General features: G+C 65.2%; 16 protein-coding genes and 1 tRNA gene. 12 read left to right on the top strand and 5 right to left on the bottom strand.

The annotated features are described in order from the left end of the window. Positions 1-33: 33 nt before the first annotated feature. The 4 genes from ACFC0O_RS44860 to ACFC0O_RS44845 all read left to right on the top strand — a co-directional run bounded on the left by ACFC0O_RS44860 (position 34) and on the right by ACFC0O_RS44845 (position 4,769). Positions 34-1,407, top strand: coding sequence for an MFS transporter (locus ACFC0O_RS44860; RefSeq protein ID WP_375968407.1), 1,374 nt, complete (start codon positions 34-36; stop codon positions 1,405-1,407). Further along, positions 1,400-1,816, top strand: a complete 417-nt coding sequence (locus tag ACFC0O_RS44855) for a MarR family transcriptional regulator (RefSeq protein ID WP_364638365.1) — start codon at positions 1,400-1,402, stop codon at positions 1,814-1,816. The genes ACFC0O_RS44860 and ACFC0O_RS44855 overlap by 8 nt, the downstream gene beginning before the upstream one ends. A gap of 139 nt (positions 1,817-1,955) precedes the next feature. After that, positions 1,956-2,636, top strand: a complete 681-nt coding sequence (locus ACFC0O_RS44850) for an N-acetylmuramoyl-L-alanine amidase (protein WP_375968615.1) — start codon at positions 1,956-1,958, stop codon at positions 2,634-2,636. Between the two features lie 180 nt (positions 2,637-2,816). After that, entirely contained in the window at positions 2,817-4,769 is a 1,953-nt protein-coding gene (locus tag ACFC0O_RS44845; RefSeq protein WP_375968406.1) for an amino acid transporter, read from the top strand. Between the two features lie 52 nt (positions 4,770-4,821). On the opposite strand, the gene ACFC0O_RS44840 is transcribed toward ACFC0O_RS44845, so the two are convergent. From ACFC0O_RS44840 to ACFC0O_RS44830, 3 genes are all read right to left on the bottom strand, one after another. Continuing rightward, a complete protein-coding gene (locus tag ACFC0O_RS44840; RefSeq protein ID WP_375968405.1) occupies positions 4,822-4,998 on the bottom strand; it encodes a DUF6374 family protein in 177 nt (58 codons plus the stop codon). 61 nt (positions 4,999-5,059) lie between these two features. Next, entirely contained in the window at positions 5,060-5,722 is a 663-nt protein-coding gene (locus tag ACFC0O_RS44835) for a lysophospholipid acyltransferase family protein (protein ID WP_375968404.1), read from the bottom strand. Positions 5,723-5,815: 93 nt separating this feature from the next. Continuing rightward, positions 5,816-6,964 carry an asparaginase gene (locus ACFC0O_RS44830; RefSeq protein ID WP_375968403.1) on the bottom strand — a complete coding sequence of 383 codons (1,149 nt, stop codon included), beginning with the start codon at positions 6,962-6,964 and terminating at the stop codon, positions 5,816-5,818. 169 nt (positions 6,965-7,133) lie between these two features. Between ACFC0O_RS44830 and ACFC0O_RS44825 the strand changes: the two genes are divergently transcribed. The 5 genes from ACFC0O_RS44825 to ACFC0O_RS44805 all read left to right on the top strand — a co-directional run bounded on the left by ACFC0O_RS44825 (position 7,134) and on the right by ACFC0O_RS44805 (position 13,008). After that, entirely contained in the window at positions 7,134-8,768 is a 1,635-nt protein-coding gene (locus tag ACFC0O_RS44825) for a bifunctional aspartate transaminase/aspartate 4-decarboxylase (protein ID WP_375968402.1), read from the top strand. Positions 8,769-8,797: 29 nt separating this feature from the next. Beyond that, positions 8,798-10,480 (top strand): aspartate-alanine antiporter, encoded by a 1,683-nt coding sequence (gene aspT / locus ACFC0O_RS44820; RefSeq protein ID WP_375968401.1) that lies wholly within the window; start codon positions 8,798-8,800, stop codon positions 10,478-10,480. 21 nt (positions 10,481-10,501) lie between these two features. Next, the gene (locus tag ACFC0O_RS44815; protein WP_375968400.1) at positions 10,502-11,083 is read left to right on the top strand and encodes a putative glycolipid-binding domain-containing protein; all 582 of its coding nucleotides are present in this window, start codon (positions 10,502-10,504) and stop codon (positions 11,081-11,083) included. Positions 11,084-11,186: 103 nt separating this feature from the next. After that, positions 11,187-11,963, top strand: coding sequence for an SDR family NAD(P)-dependent oxidoreductase (locus tag ACFC0O_RS44810; RefSeq protein ID WP_375968399.1), 777 nt, complete (start codon positions 11,187-11,189; stop codon positions 11,961-11,963). A gap of 121 nt (positions 11,964-12,084) precedes the next feature. After that, on the top strand, positions 12,085-13,008 hold the full coding sequence (locus tag ACFC0O_RS44805) for a TIGR03564 family F420-dependent LLM class oxidoreductase (protein WP_375968398.1): 924 nt from the start codon (positions 12,085-12,087) through the stop codon (positions 13,006-13,008). Between the two features lie 19 nt (positions 13,009-13,027). On the opposite strand, the gene ACFC0O_RS44800 is transcribed toward ACFC0O_RS44805, so the two are convergent. Both ACFC0O_RS44800 and ACFC0O_RS44795 read right to left on the bottom strand, forming a co-directional pair. After that, positions 13,028-13,101: transfer RNA gene (locus tag ACFC0O_RS44800), tRNA-Ile, on the bottom strand. Positions 13,102-13,261: 160 nt separating this feature from the next. Next, a complete protein-coding gene (locus tag ACFC0O_RS44795) occupies positions 13,262-13,642 on the bottom strand; it encodes a DUF4234 domain-containing protein (RefSeq protein WP_375968397.1) in 381 nt (126 codons plus the stop codon). A 126-nt stretch (positions 13,643-13,768) separates the two neighbouring features. Between ACFC0O_RS44795 and ACFC0O_RS44790 the strand changes: the two genes are divergently transcribed. The 3 genes from ACFC0O_RS44790 to ACFC0O_RS44780 all read left to right on the top strand — a co-directional run bounded on the left by ACFC0O_RS44790 (position 13,769) and on the right by ACFC0O_RS44780 (position 16,014). Next, a complete protein-coding gene (locus tag ACFC0O_RS44790; RefSeq protein ID WP_364638334.1) occupies positions 13,769-14,197 on the top strand; it encodes a nitroreductase family deazaflavin-dependent oxidoreductase in 429 nt (142 codons plus the stop codon). Between the two features lie 209 nt (positions 14,198-14,406). After that, positions 14,407-15,420, top strand: coding sequence for a TerC/Alx family metal homeostasis membrane protein (locus ACFC0O_RS44785; protein WP_375968396.1), 1,014 nt, complete (start codon positions 14,407-14,409; stop codon positions 15,418-15,420). Positions 15,421-15,522: 102 nt separating this feature from the next. Beyond that, positions 15,523-16,014, top strand: a complete 492-nt coding sequence (locus ACFC0O_RS44780) for a hypothetical protein (protein WP_375968395.1) — start codon at positions 15,523-15,525, stop codon at positions 16,012-16,014. Positions 16,015-16,052 lie beyond the last annotated feature (38 nt).

Raw genomic sequence — 16,052 nt, 5'->3', positions numbered from 1 at the left:
GCCATCGAATAGTTTTAGTTTCACAATCGTTGTGTGAATACAGCTATTGGGGAACTCAGCAAAGAGCGCAAGACGCTCATCCTGATCACCTGTTGCCTCAGCCTGCTGATCTCCTCCATGGACGCGACGATCGTGAACGTCGCCATCCCCACCATCCAGTCCGATCTCGGCGCACCGCTCACCCGGTTGCAGTGGATCGTCGACATCTACACCCTCACCCTGGCCAGCCTGCTCATGCTGTCCGGCGCCATGGCCGACCGCATCGGCCGCAAGCGCGTGTTCCGCATCGGGCTGCTCACCTTCGCGCTCGGCTCACTGCTGTGCAGCCTCGCGCCCACCATCGAAATCCTCATCGGCGCAAGGTTTTTGCAGGCCATCGGCGGTTCCATGCTGAATCCGGTGGCCATGTCGATCATCACCACCGTCTTCACCGGCCGCATGGAACGCGCACGCGCCGTTGGCGTCTGGGGTGCGGTGGTCGGCATCTCCACCGCCATGGGACCGCTGGTCGGCGGACTGCTCATCGATTCGCTGGGCTGGCAGTCGGTGTTCTGGATCAACCTGCCCATCGTGGCCGTCGCCCTGGTGCTCACCACGCTCTTCGTGCCCGAATCCAAGTCGAGTCAGCCGCGTGGAATGGATTGGGCCGGACAGCTTTTGGCCATCGCCTTCATGTTCACCCTGGTATTCGGGCTGATCGAGCACAAACCCGTCATCTTCGTGTTGACCGCCGCCGCGCTGGCCGGATTCCTCTGGCATGAGTCGCGGCATCCCACGCCCTTCATCGATCTGCGCTTCTTCCGCAGCTTCCCGTTCGCCTCGGCCACCATCACCGCGGTGTGCGCGTTCGCGGCACTGGGCGCGTTCCTGTTCGACATCTCGCTGTATCTGCAAGGGACACGGGAGTTCTCGGCCGTGCACACCGGTCTGCTGTACCTGCCCATGGCGATCGGCATGCTGATCTTCTCGCCCATCTCCGGGCGCATGGTCGGCCGCTACGGCACCCGGCCGTCCCTGGTCATCGCGGGCACGCTGATGGCGATCGCATCGGTCGCGCTGACCCGGCTGGCCCCGGCCACCCCGCAGTGGCAGCTGATCATCATGTTCGCGGTGTTCGGCATCGGCTTCGGCATGGTCAACGCGCCCATCACCACCGCCGCGGTCAGCGGTATGCCGCTCGATCGCGCCGGGGCCGCCGCCGCGGTCGCCTCCACCAGCCGTCAGGTCGGCGTCAGCCTCGGTGTGGCACTGTGTGGTGCGCTCACCGGAGCGGGGCTGTGGTGGACCATTGCCGCGCTCGCGGTCACCGTGCCCATGCTCGGCGTGGCCGCGAACACCTCGTGGGCGTACCGCACCCGCGACCGCGTCGCACCCCTGCTCGAACAGAAGGTCCCCGCACATGTCTGACACGCCCACCCCCGATGAGGTCTGGCGGCAGCTGACCCACCTGGTGATGGACTCCCGGGACGGCTGGAAACGCGCCGTCGTCGAGCGAACCGGGTTGCCGTTCAGCAGGTTTCGCATCATGAAGCGGCTGCTGCCGGGACCGCTGTCGGTCAAGGAACTCGCGCACGCCGCCACCATGGACGCGCCCGCGGCGACCGTCAACGTCAATGATCTCGAGGAGCGCGGCCTGGTGGTGCGCGAGGTCGATCCCGGTAATCGGCGGGTCAAACTGGTCTCGCTCACCCCGGCCGGACGCGAGCTGGTGCTGGACGCGCTCGCCACGCCCGATCCCGCGCCGGCGGCGGCCGCCGCGCTCACCCCGGACGAACTGCGCACACTCGCCGAACTGCTCCGCAAGCTCGAGGAGTGACTTAACGCCGCGCGCTTCGGCCCGTATGGTGGGCCGGGTGCGCAAGCGACCTTGGAAAGCTCTGGCGGCCATTTCCGGTGCTCTGCTGATCGCGGCGGGAGGTACCGGGGCGGCGGCCGTTCCCGGACAGCATCGCCCGATGGCGGATCTGCCCGCGCTGCCGATCTTCCCGATCGCCGAACGCGTGGTGGTGCTCGATCCCGGCCACAATGGCGGCGGCGCTTCGCATACCGATGAGATCAATGCCCAGGTGCCCGACGGGCGCGGCGGTATGAAGGCCTGCAACACCACCGGCACCAATGGCAATGACGGTTACACCGAGCACGAATTCAACTTCGATGTGGCGCTGCGCATGCGGGATCTGCTCAGCCAGCGCGGGATTCGCGTGGTGATGAGCCGCGATAATGACAATGGCGTCGGACCCTGCGTCGATGAGCGCGGCACCCTCGGACAGCGGGTGAACGCGGCGGCCGTGGTCTCCATTCACGCCGATGGCGCGCCCGCCGGTGCGCACGGTTTCCACGTGGCCTATTCCTCTCCCGCGGTGAATGATTCGCAGGGCGAGCCGTCCAGCCGGTTGGCGACCACGCTGCGCGATGGACTGGTCGGGGCCGGTTTCACGCCCTCCACCTATGTCGGTTCGAACGGGATGAACCCGCGTGCGGACCTCGCGGGGCTCAATCTCGCCGAGCGCCCGGCGGCACTGGTCGAATGCGGCAATATGCGCGATCCGGGTGACGCGGCAATTCTCGAATCCCCGGACGGGCGTGCCCGATTGGCGACGGCGCTCACCAATGCCGTCATGGCGTATCTGGGCTAGATCGCTTCCTCTTCTCGGCTGGCTCGCTCCGGTCTTTCCGCGGGCCTTCCCGGCTAGCACAGCACCCCGCGCGACTCGCGGCGCGGGGTGTGTCTGTCCTCGGCGCGCCGTGAGTACATTGGCCACGACATTTCGGCTGATTCCGGGAAACCGGACACACGGGTTCCGGGGAGGACTCTCTTGACCACGACCGAGCCTGCGCTACGCACGCGATTCGCGGCCTGGCTGCTGGAGGACGCGGGGGAGCAACACTCCCAACTACCCGGACCCATGGCCAAACGCGCGCCCAAGGAACATCAGCATTCCTGGTGGAAGGTGATGTGCCTGACCGGTGTCGACTATTTCTCGACGCTCGGCTATCAGCCCGGAATCGCGGCGCTGGCCGCGGGCGTGCTGTCGCCGCTGGCCACCTTGGTACTCGTGGCGCTGACCCTGCTGGGCGCGCTGCCGGTGTACCGCCGGGTCGCCAAGGAGAGTCCGCACGGCGGCGGATCCATCGCCATGCTCGCCAAATTCCTGCCGAACTGGTGGGGCAAACTGCTGATCCTGGTGCTGCTGGGCTTCGCGGCCACCGACTTCACCATCACCATGACGCTGTCGGCGGCCGACGGCGCGGCGCATATCGTCGAGAATCCGCTCATGCCCGATGCGCTGCACGGGCATAACGTGCTCATCACGCTGGTGCTGCTGGCATTGCTGGCGGCGGTGTTCCTCAAGGGGTTCAGTGAGGCGATCGGGATCGCCGTCGTACTCGTGGGTGTGTATCTGTCGCTGAATCTGGTTGTCGCCATTCGCGGTGTGGTGGCGGTGATCCAGCACGGGTCCATGGTCACCGACTGGGGACACGCGCTCACCGCCGAGCACGGCAGTCCGATCGCCATGATCGGCGTTGCGCTGCTGGTGTTTCCGAAGCTGGCGCTGGGCCTGTCCGGATTCGAGACCGGGGTCGCGGTCATGCCGCAGATCAAGGGCTGCCCGGAGGACACCGAGGAGCATCCGCGCGCCCGCATCCTCGGCGCGCGCAAACTGCTGACCACCGCCGCGCTCATCATGAGCGGCTTCCTCATCGTCACCAGTTTCATTACCACCGTGCTGATTCCGGAGGACGCGTTCAAGGCGGGCGGACCGGCCAACGGCCGCGCGCTGGCGTACCTCGCGCATGAGCAGCTCGGCAATACCTTCGGCACCGTCTACGACATCAGCACCATCGCCATCCTGTGGTTCGCGGGCGCGTCCGCCATGGCCGGACTGCTGAATCTGGTGCCGCGGTACCTGCCGCGCTTCGGCATGGCACCGGAGTGGGCGCGCCAGATTCGGCCGCTGGTACTGGTTTTCGCGGCGATCGCCTTCGGCATCACCTGGTATTTCGATGCCAGTGTCGATGCGCAGGGCGCGGCGTACGCGACCGGTGTGCTGGTGTTGATCACCTCCGCGGCCGTCGCGGTGACGCTGTCGGCGGCGCGGCAGGGGCAGCGGTCGCGGGTGGTGTCGTTCGGCGTGGTGTCCGCGATCTTCGTGTACACCACGATCGACAATGTCATCGAGAAGCCCGAGGGCGCGCAGCTGGCGCTGCTGTTCATCGTGGCGACGCTGGTGGTCTCGTTCGCTTCGCGGTTCCGCCGGGCCTTCGAATTGCGGGCTGTGACAGTCACTTTCGATGAGCGGGCGGCGGATTTGATCGATTTGCTGGCCGCGCGCGGTGAGGTCCGGATCGTCACGCACGATATCGATAAGCGGGAGCCGGAGGAGTACGCGGAGAAGGAAGCCGATCAGCGCCGGGAAAGCCATATTCCGGAGGATGATCCGATCCTGTTCCTCGAGGTGATCGTCAAGGACCCTTCGGAGTTCAGCACCGAACTGCTGGTCACCGATGTGGAAGTGGATCAGTACCACATCCTTTCGGTGGAGGCGGCGGCCGTGCCGAACTCCATCGCGGCGATCCTGCTGGCGATTCGCGATCGCACCGGTACGCCGCCGCACGTGTATTTCGAATGGACCGAAGGCAATCCGCTCACCAATCTGGTGCGCTTCATGTTCTTCGGTGAGGGTGAGGTGGCACCGGTGACGCGGGAGATTCTGCGGCGTGCGGTACCGCGCCGCTCGCAGCGGCCGCACGTACACGTGGACAGCTGATCCGAGGCCGGTGCCCGCGCGGTACCGGCCTTTTTCATGCTCACGTGTCCGCTCACCGTGGTGGCTCGGTCTCCTCCTTGAAGACCCGCAGTCCCTCGCCGATCTTCCCGGCGGCGTGTTCGAGCTGCTCGGGGGTGAGGTACTTGCCGAACGCGGCGGCATCGAGCAGCTGCCGCCGCACCTGCTCGAGATTCATCGTCGCCCAATCGCGTCTGGACAGTTCCGGCATGGCCCGAGAGATTACCTCGAGTCGAACCTTTGTTCGATACCGAACGGTCTGCGATTTGATCTCACTGCGTCAGGCCCTCGATCCGCTGCCGCAGGTGATCCAGCAACTTCTCCGGATCGTCGAACTCGGCCGGGTCGACGGGAGACCCGAAATGGATTGTGACCTGCTGCGATCGATCGAACTTCGGGCCGTCTCCGCGTAGCCGCCGCATCGGCAGCACCCGATCGGTGCCACTCGTCCCCACCGGAATGATCGGAACCCCGGTCGCCAGCGCCAGTTTCGCCACCCCCGGCTTGTACGGCTCATCCTCCCCGGCCGCCACCAACCGCCCCTCCGGATAGATGATCAACACCCCGCCGTACCGCAGCACCTGCTCCGCCCGCTCCAGCGCACTCTGCCCCGACCCACTGTCCTTGCGCACCACCGGAATCTGCCCCAGCCGCCGTACCAGCCACCCGACCACCGGCCAGGTCCACAACTCCGCCATGGCAATCGCCACCGCGCGCCGCCGCAGCGCACCCCACAGGAATACCGCGTCCAACATGGAAATGTGATTGCTGGCGATGATCACCGGCCCGGTCTTGGGCACCAGCTCCCGCCCGATCACGGTCACCCGCACGAAATTCGACCAGGCCAGCGCCCGCAGAATCCGCCGCACGAACTGGGTGACCACCCAGGCCCGCTTTCCAAGCCCCTTCGGTCGCTGCCCCGCATCCTCTTCCATCACAACCCCCGCAATCGGTGTGTCCGCGAACAGGTTCCATCCTTGTCGCCGGTCCGCGCTCGCGACACGGGGTAACTACTCAATGAATGGCGATCAGCAATCGGCGAAGTCCTGCTGGACCTTTGCCTTGTCGGTGATGCCGTTGGCGAGCAGGAGTTGGGTGAGGATGCGGGCCTTGGCGGGGTTCAGGTCCAGGGCGGAGATGGTGCCGAGTTCGTCGTCATTGAGTTCGGCGTTGCGGACGACGCTGCCGGAACCGACTCGGCTGGAACGGATTACGAGGACGCCCTTGCCCGCGGCGGCGCTGAGGGCGGCTACTACGGGCTTGGCGGTGTTGCCGTCGCCGACGCCCGCCAGGACTATGCCCTGCGCGCCGTGGCCGAGGGCGTCGTTCACCTGGGTGGCGTCCATGCCCGCGTGTGAGTAGACGATGGCGACCTGGGGGAGGGGGGATTTGCCCGGGACCGGGAAGGTCAGGCGCGGGTGTGCGGAGGCGGGTTCGGCGAAGGTCACCGCGGCGGCGTCGACGTGTCCGAGTGGGCCGGTGTTCGGTGAGACGAAGGTCTGCACGCTGGTGGTGTTGGTTTTGGTGACATCCTTCGCGCCGTGGATGGTGTCGTTGAGGACGACCATGGTGCCGCGGTCGCGAGCATCGGCGTCGGCGGCGACTTGGACGGCCGAGCGGAGATTGGCCGGGCCGTCGGCGCTCAACGCGGTGGAGGGGCGCATGGAGCCCACCAGCACCACCGGTTTGGGGCTCGCGACCACGTGATCGAGGAAGAACGCCGTCTCCTCGATGGTGTCGGTGCCGTGCGTGACCACCACGCCGTCGGCTTTATCGTCGGCGAAGATCTGATTGATCCGATTCGCCAAGGTCAGCCACACTTCGTCGTTCATATCCTGGCTGCCGATATTGGCGATCTGTTCCGCGTCCAGCTTGGCGATCTTGTCGATACCGGGCACCGCGTCGATGAGATCCTGCGCGGTCGCCTCACCGGCGGTGTAGCCGACGGCGGAGTTGGCATTGGCCTTGCCCGCGATGGTGCCGCCCGTGGCCAGAATGGTGATGCGGGGGAGCTGACCGGGAACAGGGGTGCTCTTCGCCGTGCTCGTGGCGGTCTGCGAAGCGGCCGAGGACTGCGCGGCCGACTCGGAATCGGTCGATCCATTCGCACATCCCGCCACCAGCACTGCCGAACAGGCCGCCAAGCCGACCATCCCGAAAATGGATATCCGCGCCATTGTGCTCTCCTGTCGGATCGTGTCGCGATAGCGTTGCAGCACCACCGCTGTGACAACCAGATTTCGAACCTCGCGAGATAGCGTGTCGTGACAGTCGGCATTCATTTACGCATGTCACGGTATGCGCTGGATACGGATCGACCGCACTTCGACATACGGAGGTTGGACGATGAGCGTGGACAATGAGGTCGATCGCGGTACCGAGAAGAAGTATGAACGGCTCAGCCCGTTCGAACTGAAAGACGAACTCATCGATCTGGCCGATGAGAATATGCACAAGACCGCGCACGCCATGATCAACGCGGGCCGCGGCAATCCGAATTGGACCTCCGTCGTACCGCGCTCGGCGTTCTATCTGCTCGGGCGATTCGCGGTCACCGAGGCAGTCCGGGACTGGGATGAGTTTCCGGGGCTGGGCGGCATGCCGCAATCCGCTGGAATCGCGGCGCGATTCGAGCAATTTCTTACCGCCGAACCCGCGAGCGATGAGGTGGAACTGCTGCGCGGTGCGGTCGAATACGGTGTCGGCACACTGAAATTCGACGCCGATGCCTGGGTGGGGGAGCTGGCCGACGCGATCCACGGCGACCACTATCCGGTCCCCGATCGCATGCTCACGCATATCGAACAGGTGGTACACGCGTACCTCGACCAGGCGATGGGCGGTGCGCCCGCGGGCGGCTGGGATCTGTTCGCCACCGAGGGCGGCACCGCCGCCATGTGCTATCTGTTCGACAGTTGCGTGGTCAACGGCATTCTCGCGCCCGGTGATCGGATCGCGATCATGACGCCGATCTTCACGCCGTACCTGGAAATTCCGCATCTGGAGCGGTATCAGTTCGATGTGGTCGAGGTGCAGGCGTCGAAGAACGCGCCGGACGGAATGCATACCTGGCAGTACCCGGCCTCCGAAATCGAGAAGCTCGCCGATCCCAGCGTCAAGGCGCTGTTTCTGGTGAATCCCTCGAATCCGCCGTCGGTGATGCTGGATTCGGCGACGCTCGAACGCATCAAGCAGATCGCGGCGAAGGAGAATCCGAACCTCACCATCATCACCGATGATGTGTACGGGACGTTCGTCGACGGCTTCCAATCGCTGATGTCGATCGCTGCCGCGAATACCATCGGCGTGTACTCGTTCAGCAAGTATTTCGGCTGTACCGGTTGGCGTTTGGGCGTCATCGCGGTGGCCAAGGACAATATCTTCGACCCGCGCATCGCGAATTTGCCCACCGCACAGCGGGATGCGCTGACCAAACGGTATTCCACCATCGCGCTGCAACCGGAGAAGCTGAAATTCATCGACCGCATGGTGGCGGATTCGCGGGATGTGGCGCTCAATCACACCGCCGGACTGTCCACACCGCAACAGGTTCAGATGGCGCTGTTCTCACTCGCGGATCTGCTCGACAAGGACGCGCGGCATAAGAAGAACTGCGAGGCGATCATCGCGCGCCGGTTGAAGACGCTCGCCGAGAGTCTTCAGGTACCGGTGCCACCGGATCCGAACGCGGCCAACTACTACGTCGAACTCGATCTGATGGTGTGGGTGAAACAGCATTGGAGCGCGGAGTTCGCGCAGTGGCTGCAAACCGAGCACGAACCGGTCGACCCGGTATTCCGGCTGGCCGAACAGGGGTCGATCGTGCTGCTCAACGGCGGCGGGTTCGACGGACCGCAATGGTCGGTGCGCGTCTCGATGGCCAACCTCCGACAGGACAGCTACGCGCAGATCGGGCAGTGGCTGCGGCAGATCATGGATGAGTACCACTCGGAGTTTCAGAACCGCACCAAGACTCGCTGATCCGGCTCGCTTCGATCGAGGACGGTTTCATGGATGCGATAAAAAGGTTCCTACAGGACACCCCCGAGGCCGCGCTATTCCTTTGCCTGGCACTGGGTTACGCGATCGGCAAGATCAGGATCTGGAAACTGTCGCTGGGCGGTGTGGCCGGAACCCTGATCGTGGCGATCTTCGTCGGCATGGCCGGGCACATCACGGTGAACGCGCAGGTGAAGAATATCGCCTTCGCGCTGTTCATCTTCACGCTCGGCTATATCTCCGGGCCGACGTTCTTCGGCAGCTTGAACCGAAAGAGCTTGAAGTACGGCACTTTCACGCTGATCGAGGTGGCGAGCGTGCTGTCGATCACCGCGGTCGCGACGGTCGTCATGAAGCTCGATCCGGGAACGGCGTCCGGGCTGCTCGCGGGTGGAGCGACCGAATCGGCGGCGGTCGGCACCGCGACGGATGCGATCTCGCGGCTCGATCGGCCCGCCGACGAGATCGCGGCCATGCAGGCGAATGTCGGTACGGCGTACTCGATTTCGTATATCTGCGGGCTCATCGTGGTGGTGTTGCTGACGAGTCAGGTGTTCCCGCTCGTCATGCGCATCAATCTGCGCGATGAGGCGGCCAAGCTGTGGAAGCAGCTCGGTGGCGGTGATGACGACTCCGATGGATCGGAGGTCGCCGCCGCGCCCGATCTCATCGGGCGGGCCTTCCAGGTGCAGCGGGTGGCCGGGCAGACCATCGCGACGGTGACCGCGGATCTCGGCGGGCATTTGACCGTGGAGCGAATGTTGCGGGGCGGCAAGGTGATCGCGGTCGCCGATGATGTCGTGCTGCGGGCCGGGGATCAGGTGCTGGTGGTGGGGCCGCGCGCGGATATGGTGCCCGCGGAGGACGCCATCGGGCCGGAGATCGTGCCCAGTTCGGATCTGGAGACCGCGCTGGAGATCGATCAGGTGGTGCTCGATCACCGGCAGACCGCCGCCACCCTCGGTGATATCGACAAACAGCTCGGCAACCGGCTGTACGTCACCGGCGTGGTCCGCGAGGACAAGGAACTGCCGCTGCATACGAGTATGGCGGTGCAGCGCGGAGATACGGTGCGGCTCACCGGGTCCAAGGCAGATCTCGCCAAAGTCGTTCCGTCGCTTGGCTATCGGTTGGATCCGAGTGTCAAGGCCGACATCATCTACATCGCGCTGGGTGTGGCGCTCGGCTTCATGATCGGCAAAATCGTTGTGCAGGTGGGGAGTATCCCGCTGACCCTCGGCACCGGTGGCGGGTGCCTGCTCACCGGTCTGCTCTTCGGGTGGTTCCGCTCCAGGAATCCCGAGATCGGTCAATACGCGCCTGCCGCAGCCGATGTCATCAAAACCCTCGGGCTCTCGGTGTTCATCGCCGTGGTCGGCTTGACCTCCGGACCGCAAGCCGTGGACCTGGTGCAGAAGTTCGGCTTCGGGCTTCCGATCGCGGGCATCCTCATGACCGCTATTCCCGCGTGCATCTCGCTCGTGGTGGCCTGGAAGTTCATGAAACTCCCTGCGCCGCTTGCGCTGGGCGCGATCACGGGTCAGCAATGCTCGACGCCCGGCATTACGGCGGTGCAGCAGGTGGCGGGCAATGCGACGCCTCTGATGTCGTACACGATCGTCTACGCGCTCTCGAATGTCGCGCTTCCACTGCTCGGACCCATCGCCGTGGCCATGACCGAAGCCATATCCTGATGCGGAAGACGGGAGGCGGCCATGACATTCACGCCTCCTCCCGCGTCCGCGGCATGGTCGCATTCCGACGCTCGCTCCGGCTTCGAGGTGGCCTACTTCGAGCGGCTCGGGAACGGGCTTCGCATCGAAGGCTGCACCACCGCAATCGAACTCGGTGAGACCTGGATCGTCGAGTACCGCATCGCCCTGGCACCTGACTGGTCCACCCGAGCGGCCCGCATCACCAGCCGGACCCGGTCCGGCCAACGGTCGATAAAACTCGAAACCGACGGCACTGCGCACTGGCTCGTGAACGGCACCCCCGCAGCGCATCTCGACGGGTGCCTCGACATAGACCTCGAATCCTCCGCTATGACCAACGCTTTCCCCATCCACCGGCTGAACCTGTCCGTCGGCGCGAATTCCCCCGCCCCAGCGGCCTATATCCGTGCCACCGACCTCACGGTCGATCGCCTGGAGCAGCACTACGAACGCATTCCGGATTCCGACGGGCACCATCGCTACGAATACGCCGCTCCCGCCTTCGATTTCAGCGGCACGCTGATCTACGACGCCTCCGGGCTCGTGGTGGATTACCCCGGAATCGCGACCCGCGCAGTCTGATCCCGAATCGCTTCGGAGGTCGGAGAGATCTCGCGGACCAGCGGCTACGGTGGCAGGAGCGATATCCCGCACGTGTGTCCGCCCCCGAGACCAGGGAGTAGCCATGACCAAACTAGCCCTCGTAACCGGAGCCACCTCGGGCATCGGCCGGGCATTCGCCCGCCGCCTGGCCGGTGACGGCTATTCCGTCATCGAGGTAGGCAGGCGCACCGATCGCCTCGAGGAACTCGCATCCGAATTTCCCGAAGGCGTAATCCGCCCCCTCGCCGCCGACCTCTCCACCATCGAAGGCATCGACGCGGTCGCCGAAGCCGCCACGGAACCCCTCGACCTGCTGGTCAACAACGCGGGCGTGGCCTACTACATGCCCCTCGCCGATCTTCCGGCCGACAAGGCCCGCGAACTGGTCACAGTCAAAGTCCTGGCCCCCACCCTGATCACCCGCGCGGCGGTCGGCGGCATGCAGCAGCGCGGCTCCGGGGCGATCATCAACGTCGCCGGAATGATCGCCTTCAGCGGCCCCGCCCCCACCACGGTCATGCCCCGCCGCGCCGTCTACGCGGGCACCCTCGCCCACCTCGTCGCCATGTCCCAAACCCTCAGCGCCGAACTGGAAAACACCGGCGTCAAAGTCCAGGTCCTCTGCCCAGGCGTAGTCGCCACCGAATTCCACGAACGCCAGGGCCTCGACCTGAGCGCCGTACCGCGCATGTCCGCCGACGACGTAGTCACCGCGGGCCTCCGCGGCCTCGAACTCGGCGAAGTCGTCTGCGCCCCCGGCGTCGAAGACCCCACCCTCCTCCCCAAGGTCTTCGAAGCCGACCTCGCAGCCTTCAACAGCCAAAGCCCCACCCTCGCCACCCGCTACCGCGTCGACTGACCCGACGGTCGTGGACGCGCTGGAAGTATCCGGGCGTACCGCATTTCCAAAACCGTTGTGCTCAAACTGATTTCAATGCGCATATGGGAACAGTCGATACTGCACCAGGGTTGCCAATGGAATGACTCTCGGAATCGCGCTGGCCGCCACGAACGTGGAGAACTACGTCGACGCCATCGTGGCCAAGGCTCGAACAGCCCACGACCTCGGCCTGAAATCCGCCTGGTTCGGCCAGCGCATGGACTACGACTCACCCGCCCTGGCCGCGATCGTGGGCCGCGAAGTCCCCGGCCTCCAGGTAGGCACCTCGGCCATCCCCGTCATCGGCCGCCACCCGGTGAACGTCGCCGCACAGGCCCAAACCGCACAGGCCGCGACACATGGCCGCTACCACCTCGGACTGGCTGTAGGTTCGACCCTCGTCGCCGACGCGTTCGGAACGCCATTCGACCACCCCATCGCTCGTCTGCGTGAATTCCTCACCGCGACACTGCAATTACTAGAGACCGGCACGGCCGATTTCCACGGCGAACTGCTGACCGTCACACCGACCCTGCCAACAGCAGTCCCCGGCGCTCAACCCCGACCCCCCGTGCTGGTGGCCGCGATGGGCCCGCAGGCGCTAGCCGTCAGCGGCGAACTCGCCGACGGCGTCCTCCCCTACCTGGCCGGTCCGAAAACCCTGTCCACCCACATCGTCCCGGCGGTCACCCGCGCATCGGCCACCAAACCCCGCGTGGTCGCCTTCGTCCCAGCCGTGGTCACCGCCGACACCGAGGCGGTCCGCGCCCACGCCCACGACAAACTGTCCTTCTACGAACAGATCCCGTCCTACAGCCGAGTAATCAACTTGGAGGGCGCATCCCGAGCCGCAGACCTGGCCCTGATCGGCGACGAGGAAACCATAACCGCCGGCATCCACCGCTATTTCGAAGCCGGAGCCACCGAAGTAGTCATCACCAGCACCGATCTTGGCAGCTCGGAAGATGAGCGCCGCACCTGGGAACTGGCAGGCCAACTCGCTGCCGACCGGGTCGGCGCATGAGCCGCCGATGCAATCCGAGTGGGGCGGGCGGGGCTCGAACCCGCGACCAATGGATTATGAGTCCACGGCTCTAACCGACTGAGCTACCGCCCCTGACCGCTGCGGGGAGCTGCGGGCCTCGCGATGTTACCCCGGCGCGGTGGGGGATGCCTAGTTGGGGGCTACGGTGTCGTAGGTTGAAGTGGAAATCCCCCGTCGACGGTGTTGACGGGGGATTCGTTTGTTCGAAAGTGGTACGGGGAGAAGGGGTCTGCTACTGGGCGAAGCGGGCGGGGATCTTGTTGAGTTCGAGCTGGTAGTAGAGGATGCCTAGGCCGAAGACGAAGTTCAGGAGGAAGCCGAGGAGGGGGTTGCAGGTGCCTTCGAGGCCTGCTGCCTCTTGGGAAGCTTTGATGCGGTCGCCTGTGCGCCAGAAGCTGATCAGGAAGGCGATGCCGGTCCAGGACAGGAAGATCATGACCAGGAGGGGGCCTGCGACGGGGGCGTCTGGGTCGCGGCGGAGTTCGGCCATTTCCTTGTGGATCTTGTAGTACCAGACGAAGAAGTAGATGCCCAGGGTGATCAGGGGCCAGACTAGCCAGACCAGGACGGGGTTGCGTTCTTTGATAGGGGTGGCCAGCTGGGTGGGGTTCATGTGAATCCTGGTGGTGTGTAGGGGAGTTGGAGCTCCCGGTGTTGCGAGCGAGGCAACCGTAGTGGCGGCTTCGTGAGCAGATCGTGAACCGCATAGGGTGGCGTTACCACTCAGCGGGAGGAAGTCATGGCGAATCTGTTCGTGAATGTGCTACGTGGGCATCAGTGGATCTATGAGAAGAGCGGCGGGCTGGTCGGGCATCGACTGTTGTTCGGGAATCCGACGCTGTTGTTGCGGACCGTCGGGCGCAAGACGGGACAGCCGCGGACCTCGGCGCTCACCTACGCCAAGGACGGCAAGGACTACTTGGTGACGGCCTCCAATGGCGGATCGTCGCGGCCGCCGGGCTGGCTGGCCAACGTGAAGGCCAAGCCGGACTGCGAGATTCAGGTGGGGACCACCAAGATTCAGGTGACCGCCACGCCGACCTATCCGGATGATCCGGAGTACGCGCGCCGCTTCGCCCTGGTCGACAAGGTCAATGGCGGGCGATACGCGGAGTATCAGAAGAAGACTTCCCGGCAAATCGCCGTCGTGGTGCTCAGCCCCAGGTAGAGGCATAAAAGCCGCGCCGGGGTGAGCGAGACCACGGCGCGGCGTGTTGGACAGGTGAGTTAAAGGTCCGCTATCGTCTGCGGACGAGGGGAGTACTTCCCAAGAATCATTCCGGTCAGTACGGATCGCGCCATCGTGATCCCCGGGTGGTTGCCCATGGACACGGGTGAAGGAGACCTCAGGCGGTTTTTCCTGCCCGAGGAGGTCCTATGAGTACTGATCTATCATTCCTGGCGAGCCCCGCCGCCATCGAATCCATCGGAACGCCCTGGTTGTGGGCGAGCACCATCGGTGTGGTGCTGGCGCTGCTGGTCCTGGATTTCGCGATAACCCGCCGCCCGCACGAGGTTTCGATGCGCGAGGCGATCGGGTGGACGGTCTTCTATATCGCCCTGCCGGTGGCCTTCGGCATCTTCCTGTGGGTGCGCAACGGCAATGAGACCGGGCTGGAGTTCTTCACCGGTTATCTGCTGGAGAAATCGCTCTCGGTCGACAACCTCTTCGTGTTCATGCTGCTGCTGTCCGCCTTCGCGGTCCCGGTGGCGCTGGCACAGCGGGTGCTGCTCTACGGCATCGCCGGCGCGCTGGTCCTGCGCGGCATCTTCATCGCACTCGGCGCGGCCGCCCTGGCCACACTGGACTGGGCCTTCCTGCTGTTCGGTCTGATTCTGCTGGTCACCGCGGTGAAACTGCTGGCCGACGCGGCGGGCGGGCACGACCAGGAGGTCGATGTCTCGTCCATGAAATCGGTGAAGCTGATGCGCCGGTTCATGCCGGTCACCGATGACTACCGCGGCACCAAGATGACCGTGATCGAGGCCGGACGCCGCGCCCTCACCCCGCTGGCGCTGGTCGTCGCCGCCGTGATCGTCACCGACCTGGTCTTCGCCGTCGACTCCGTGCCCGCCGTGTACGGCGTCACCGGTGACCCGTTCCTGGTCTTCGCCACCAACGCCTTCGCGCTACTCGGTTTGCGCGCACTGTATTTCGTGCTGCACGCCGCGCTCTCGCGACTGGTGCACCTGGCCTACGGACTGGCCGCGATCCTCGCCTTCATCGGCGTGAAGCTGGTGCTGCACTGGGCGCACGGCGTCTGGAGCGGCGTGCCGACCATCCCGACGGCCGCCTCGCTGGTGGTGATCGTGGTGGTGCTGGCGACGGTGACCTTCACCAGCCTGCGCGCCACCCGCGGCCAGAACCGGGACATCGAAACCGCCAACTGAGCCGATACCGCCGGGCAGCCACGCTGCCCGGCGGTTCGCCGTTCCGGCAGCCCCCAGAATCACCGCCATGTGCGTCCCCGACTTCTCGAAGTACCGTGAATCATGATGCTGCAACGTTTCCGGCCACTCGGGGTCGACCGGATCAATAACGCGGTGCGGGACCTGGTGCTCCCCGAAGCCGTCTACAAGACCTGCCCCTGGCAGCCCCGCGATCTGGTGGAAACCGGTCTGCGGCAATGGCTTCGCTGCTGCGGTGCGGCCATGCGGGACGGGCAGGTGATCGGAATGCCGTCGTTCGCCGTCGATGAAGCCTGGCACGGACTCATCCTGTGCACCATGCGCTATCAGCGCTTCTGCGACAGCGCGTACGGCCGCTTCCTGCACCACTTCCCGGCCGGTGAGGGTTCGGGCAATCCGGATGATCCGATGTCCGATCAACTCGGCCGCACCGTGGTCGCCTGGAGCATGGTGGCGCAGCCGGATGAGAAGTGCGTGCTGTGGGACCTGGATACCGTTGTGGGAGTGGATGATCCGTGGGGTGTCCCGGGTGAGCGGGTCGATCTCATCGAAGCGGCGCTGCGGGCCGAAGCCTGAAACCCGCAGCGCCGCAATCGATAGCTCAACTTCCGCCG

Source organism: Nocardia sp. NPDC056100 (genome assembly GCF_042266325.1).
In the GTDB taxonomy this organism is placed as follows: Bacteria; Actinomycetota; Actinomycetes; order Mycobacteriales; family Mycobacteriaceae; genus Nocardia.
The sequence above is the reverse complement of the archived record's forward strand: the minus strand, read 5'-3'. Positions and strand labels throughout refer to the sequence as shown.

Coding starts and splice junctions, on each gene's coding strand:
- ACFC0O_RS44855 (WP_364638365.1), top strand. CDS start 1,400: ATGTCTGACACGCCCACCCCCGATGAGGTCTGGCGGCAGCTGACCCAC.
- ACFC0O_RS44850 (WP_375968615.1), top strand. CDS start 1,956: ATGGCGGATCTGCCCGCGCTGCCGATCTTCCCGATCGCCGAACGCGTG.
- ACFC0O_RS44840 (WP_375968405.1), bottom strand. CDS start 4,998: ATGCCGGAACTGTCCAGACGCGATTGGGCGACGATGAATCTCGAGCAG.
- ACFC0O_RS44835 (WP_375968404.1), bottom strand. CDS start 5,722: ATGGAAGAGGATGCGGGGCAGCGACCGAAGGGGCTTGGAAAGCGGGCC.
- ACFC0O_RS44830 (WP_375968403.1), bottom strand. CDS start 6,964: ATGGCGCGGATATCCATTTTCGGGATGGTCGGCTTGGCGGCCTGTTCG.
- ACFC0O_RS44825 (WP_375968402.1), top strand. CDS start 7,134: ATGAGCGTGGACAATGAGGTCGATCGCGGTACCGAGAAGAAGTATGAA.
- aspT (WP_375968401.1), top strand. CDS start 8,798: ATGGATGCGATAAAAAGGTTCCTACAGGACACCCCCGAGGCCGCGCTA.
- ACFC0O_RS44815 (WP_375968400.1), top strand. CDS start 10,502: ATGACATTCACGCCTCCTCCCGCGTCCGCGGCATGGTCGCATTCCGAC.
- ACFC0O_RS44810 (WP_375968399.1), top strand. CDS start 11,187: ATGACCAAACTAGCCCTCGTAACCGGAGCCACCTCGGGCATCGGCCGG.
- ACFC0O_RS44805 (WP_375968398.1), top strand. CDS start 12,085: ATGACTCTCGGAATCGCGCTGGCCGCCACGAACGTGGAGAACTACGTC.
- ACFC0O_RS44795 (WP_375968397.1), bottom strand. CDS start 13,642: ATGAACCCCACCCAGCTGGCCACCCCTATCAAAGAACGCAACCCCGTC.
- ACFC0O_RS44790 (WP_364638334.1), top strand. CDS start 13,769: ATGGCGAATCTGTTCGTGAATGTGCTACGTGGGCATCAGTGGATCTAT.
- ACFC0O_RS44785 (WP_375968396.1), top strand. CDS start 14,407: ATGAGTACTGATCTATCATTCCTGGCGAGCCCCGCCGCCATCGAATCC.
- ACFC0O_RS44780 (WP_375968395.1), top strand. CDS start 15,523: ATGATGCTGCAACGTTTCCGGCCACTCGGGGTCGACCGGATCAATAAC.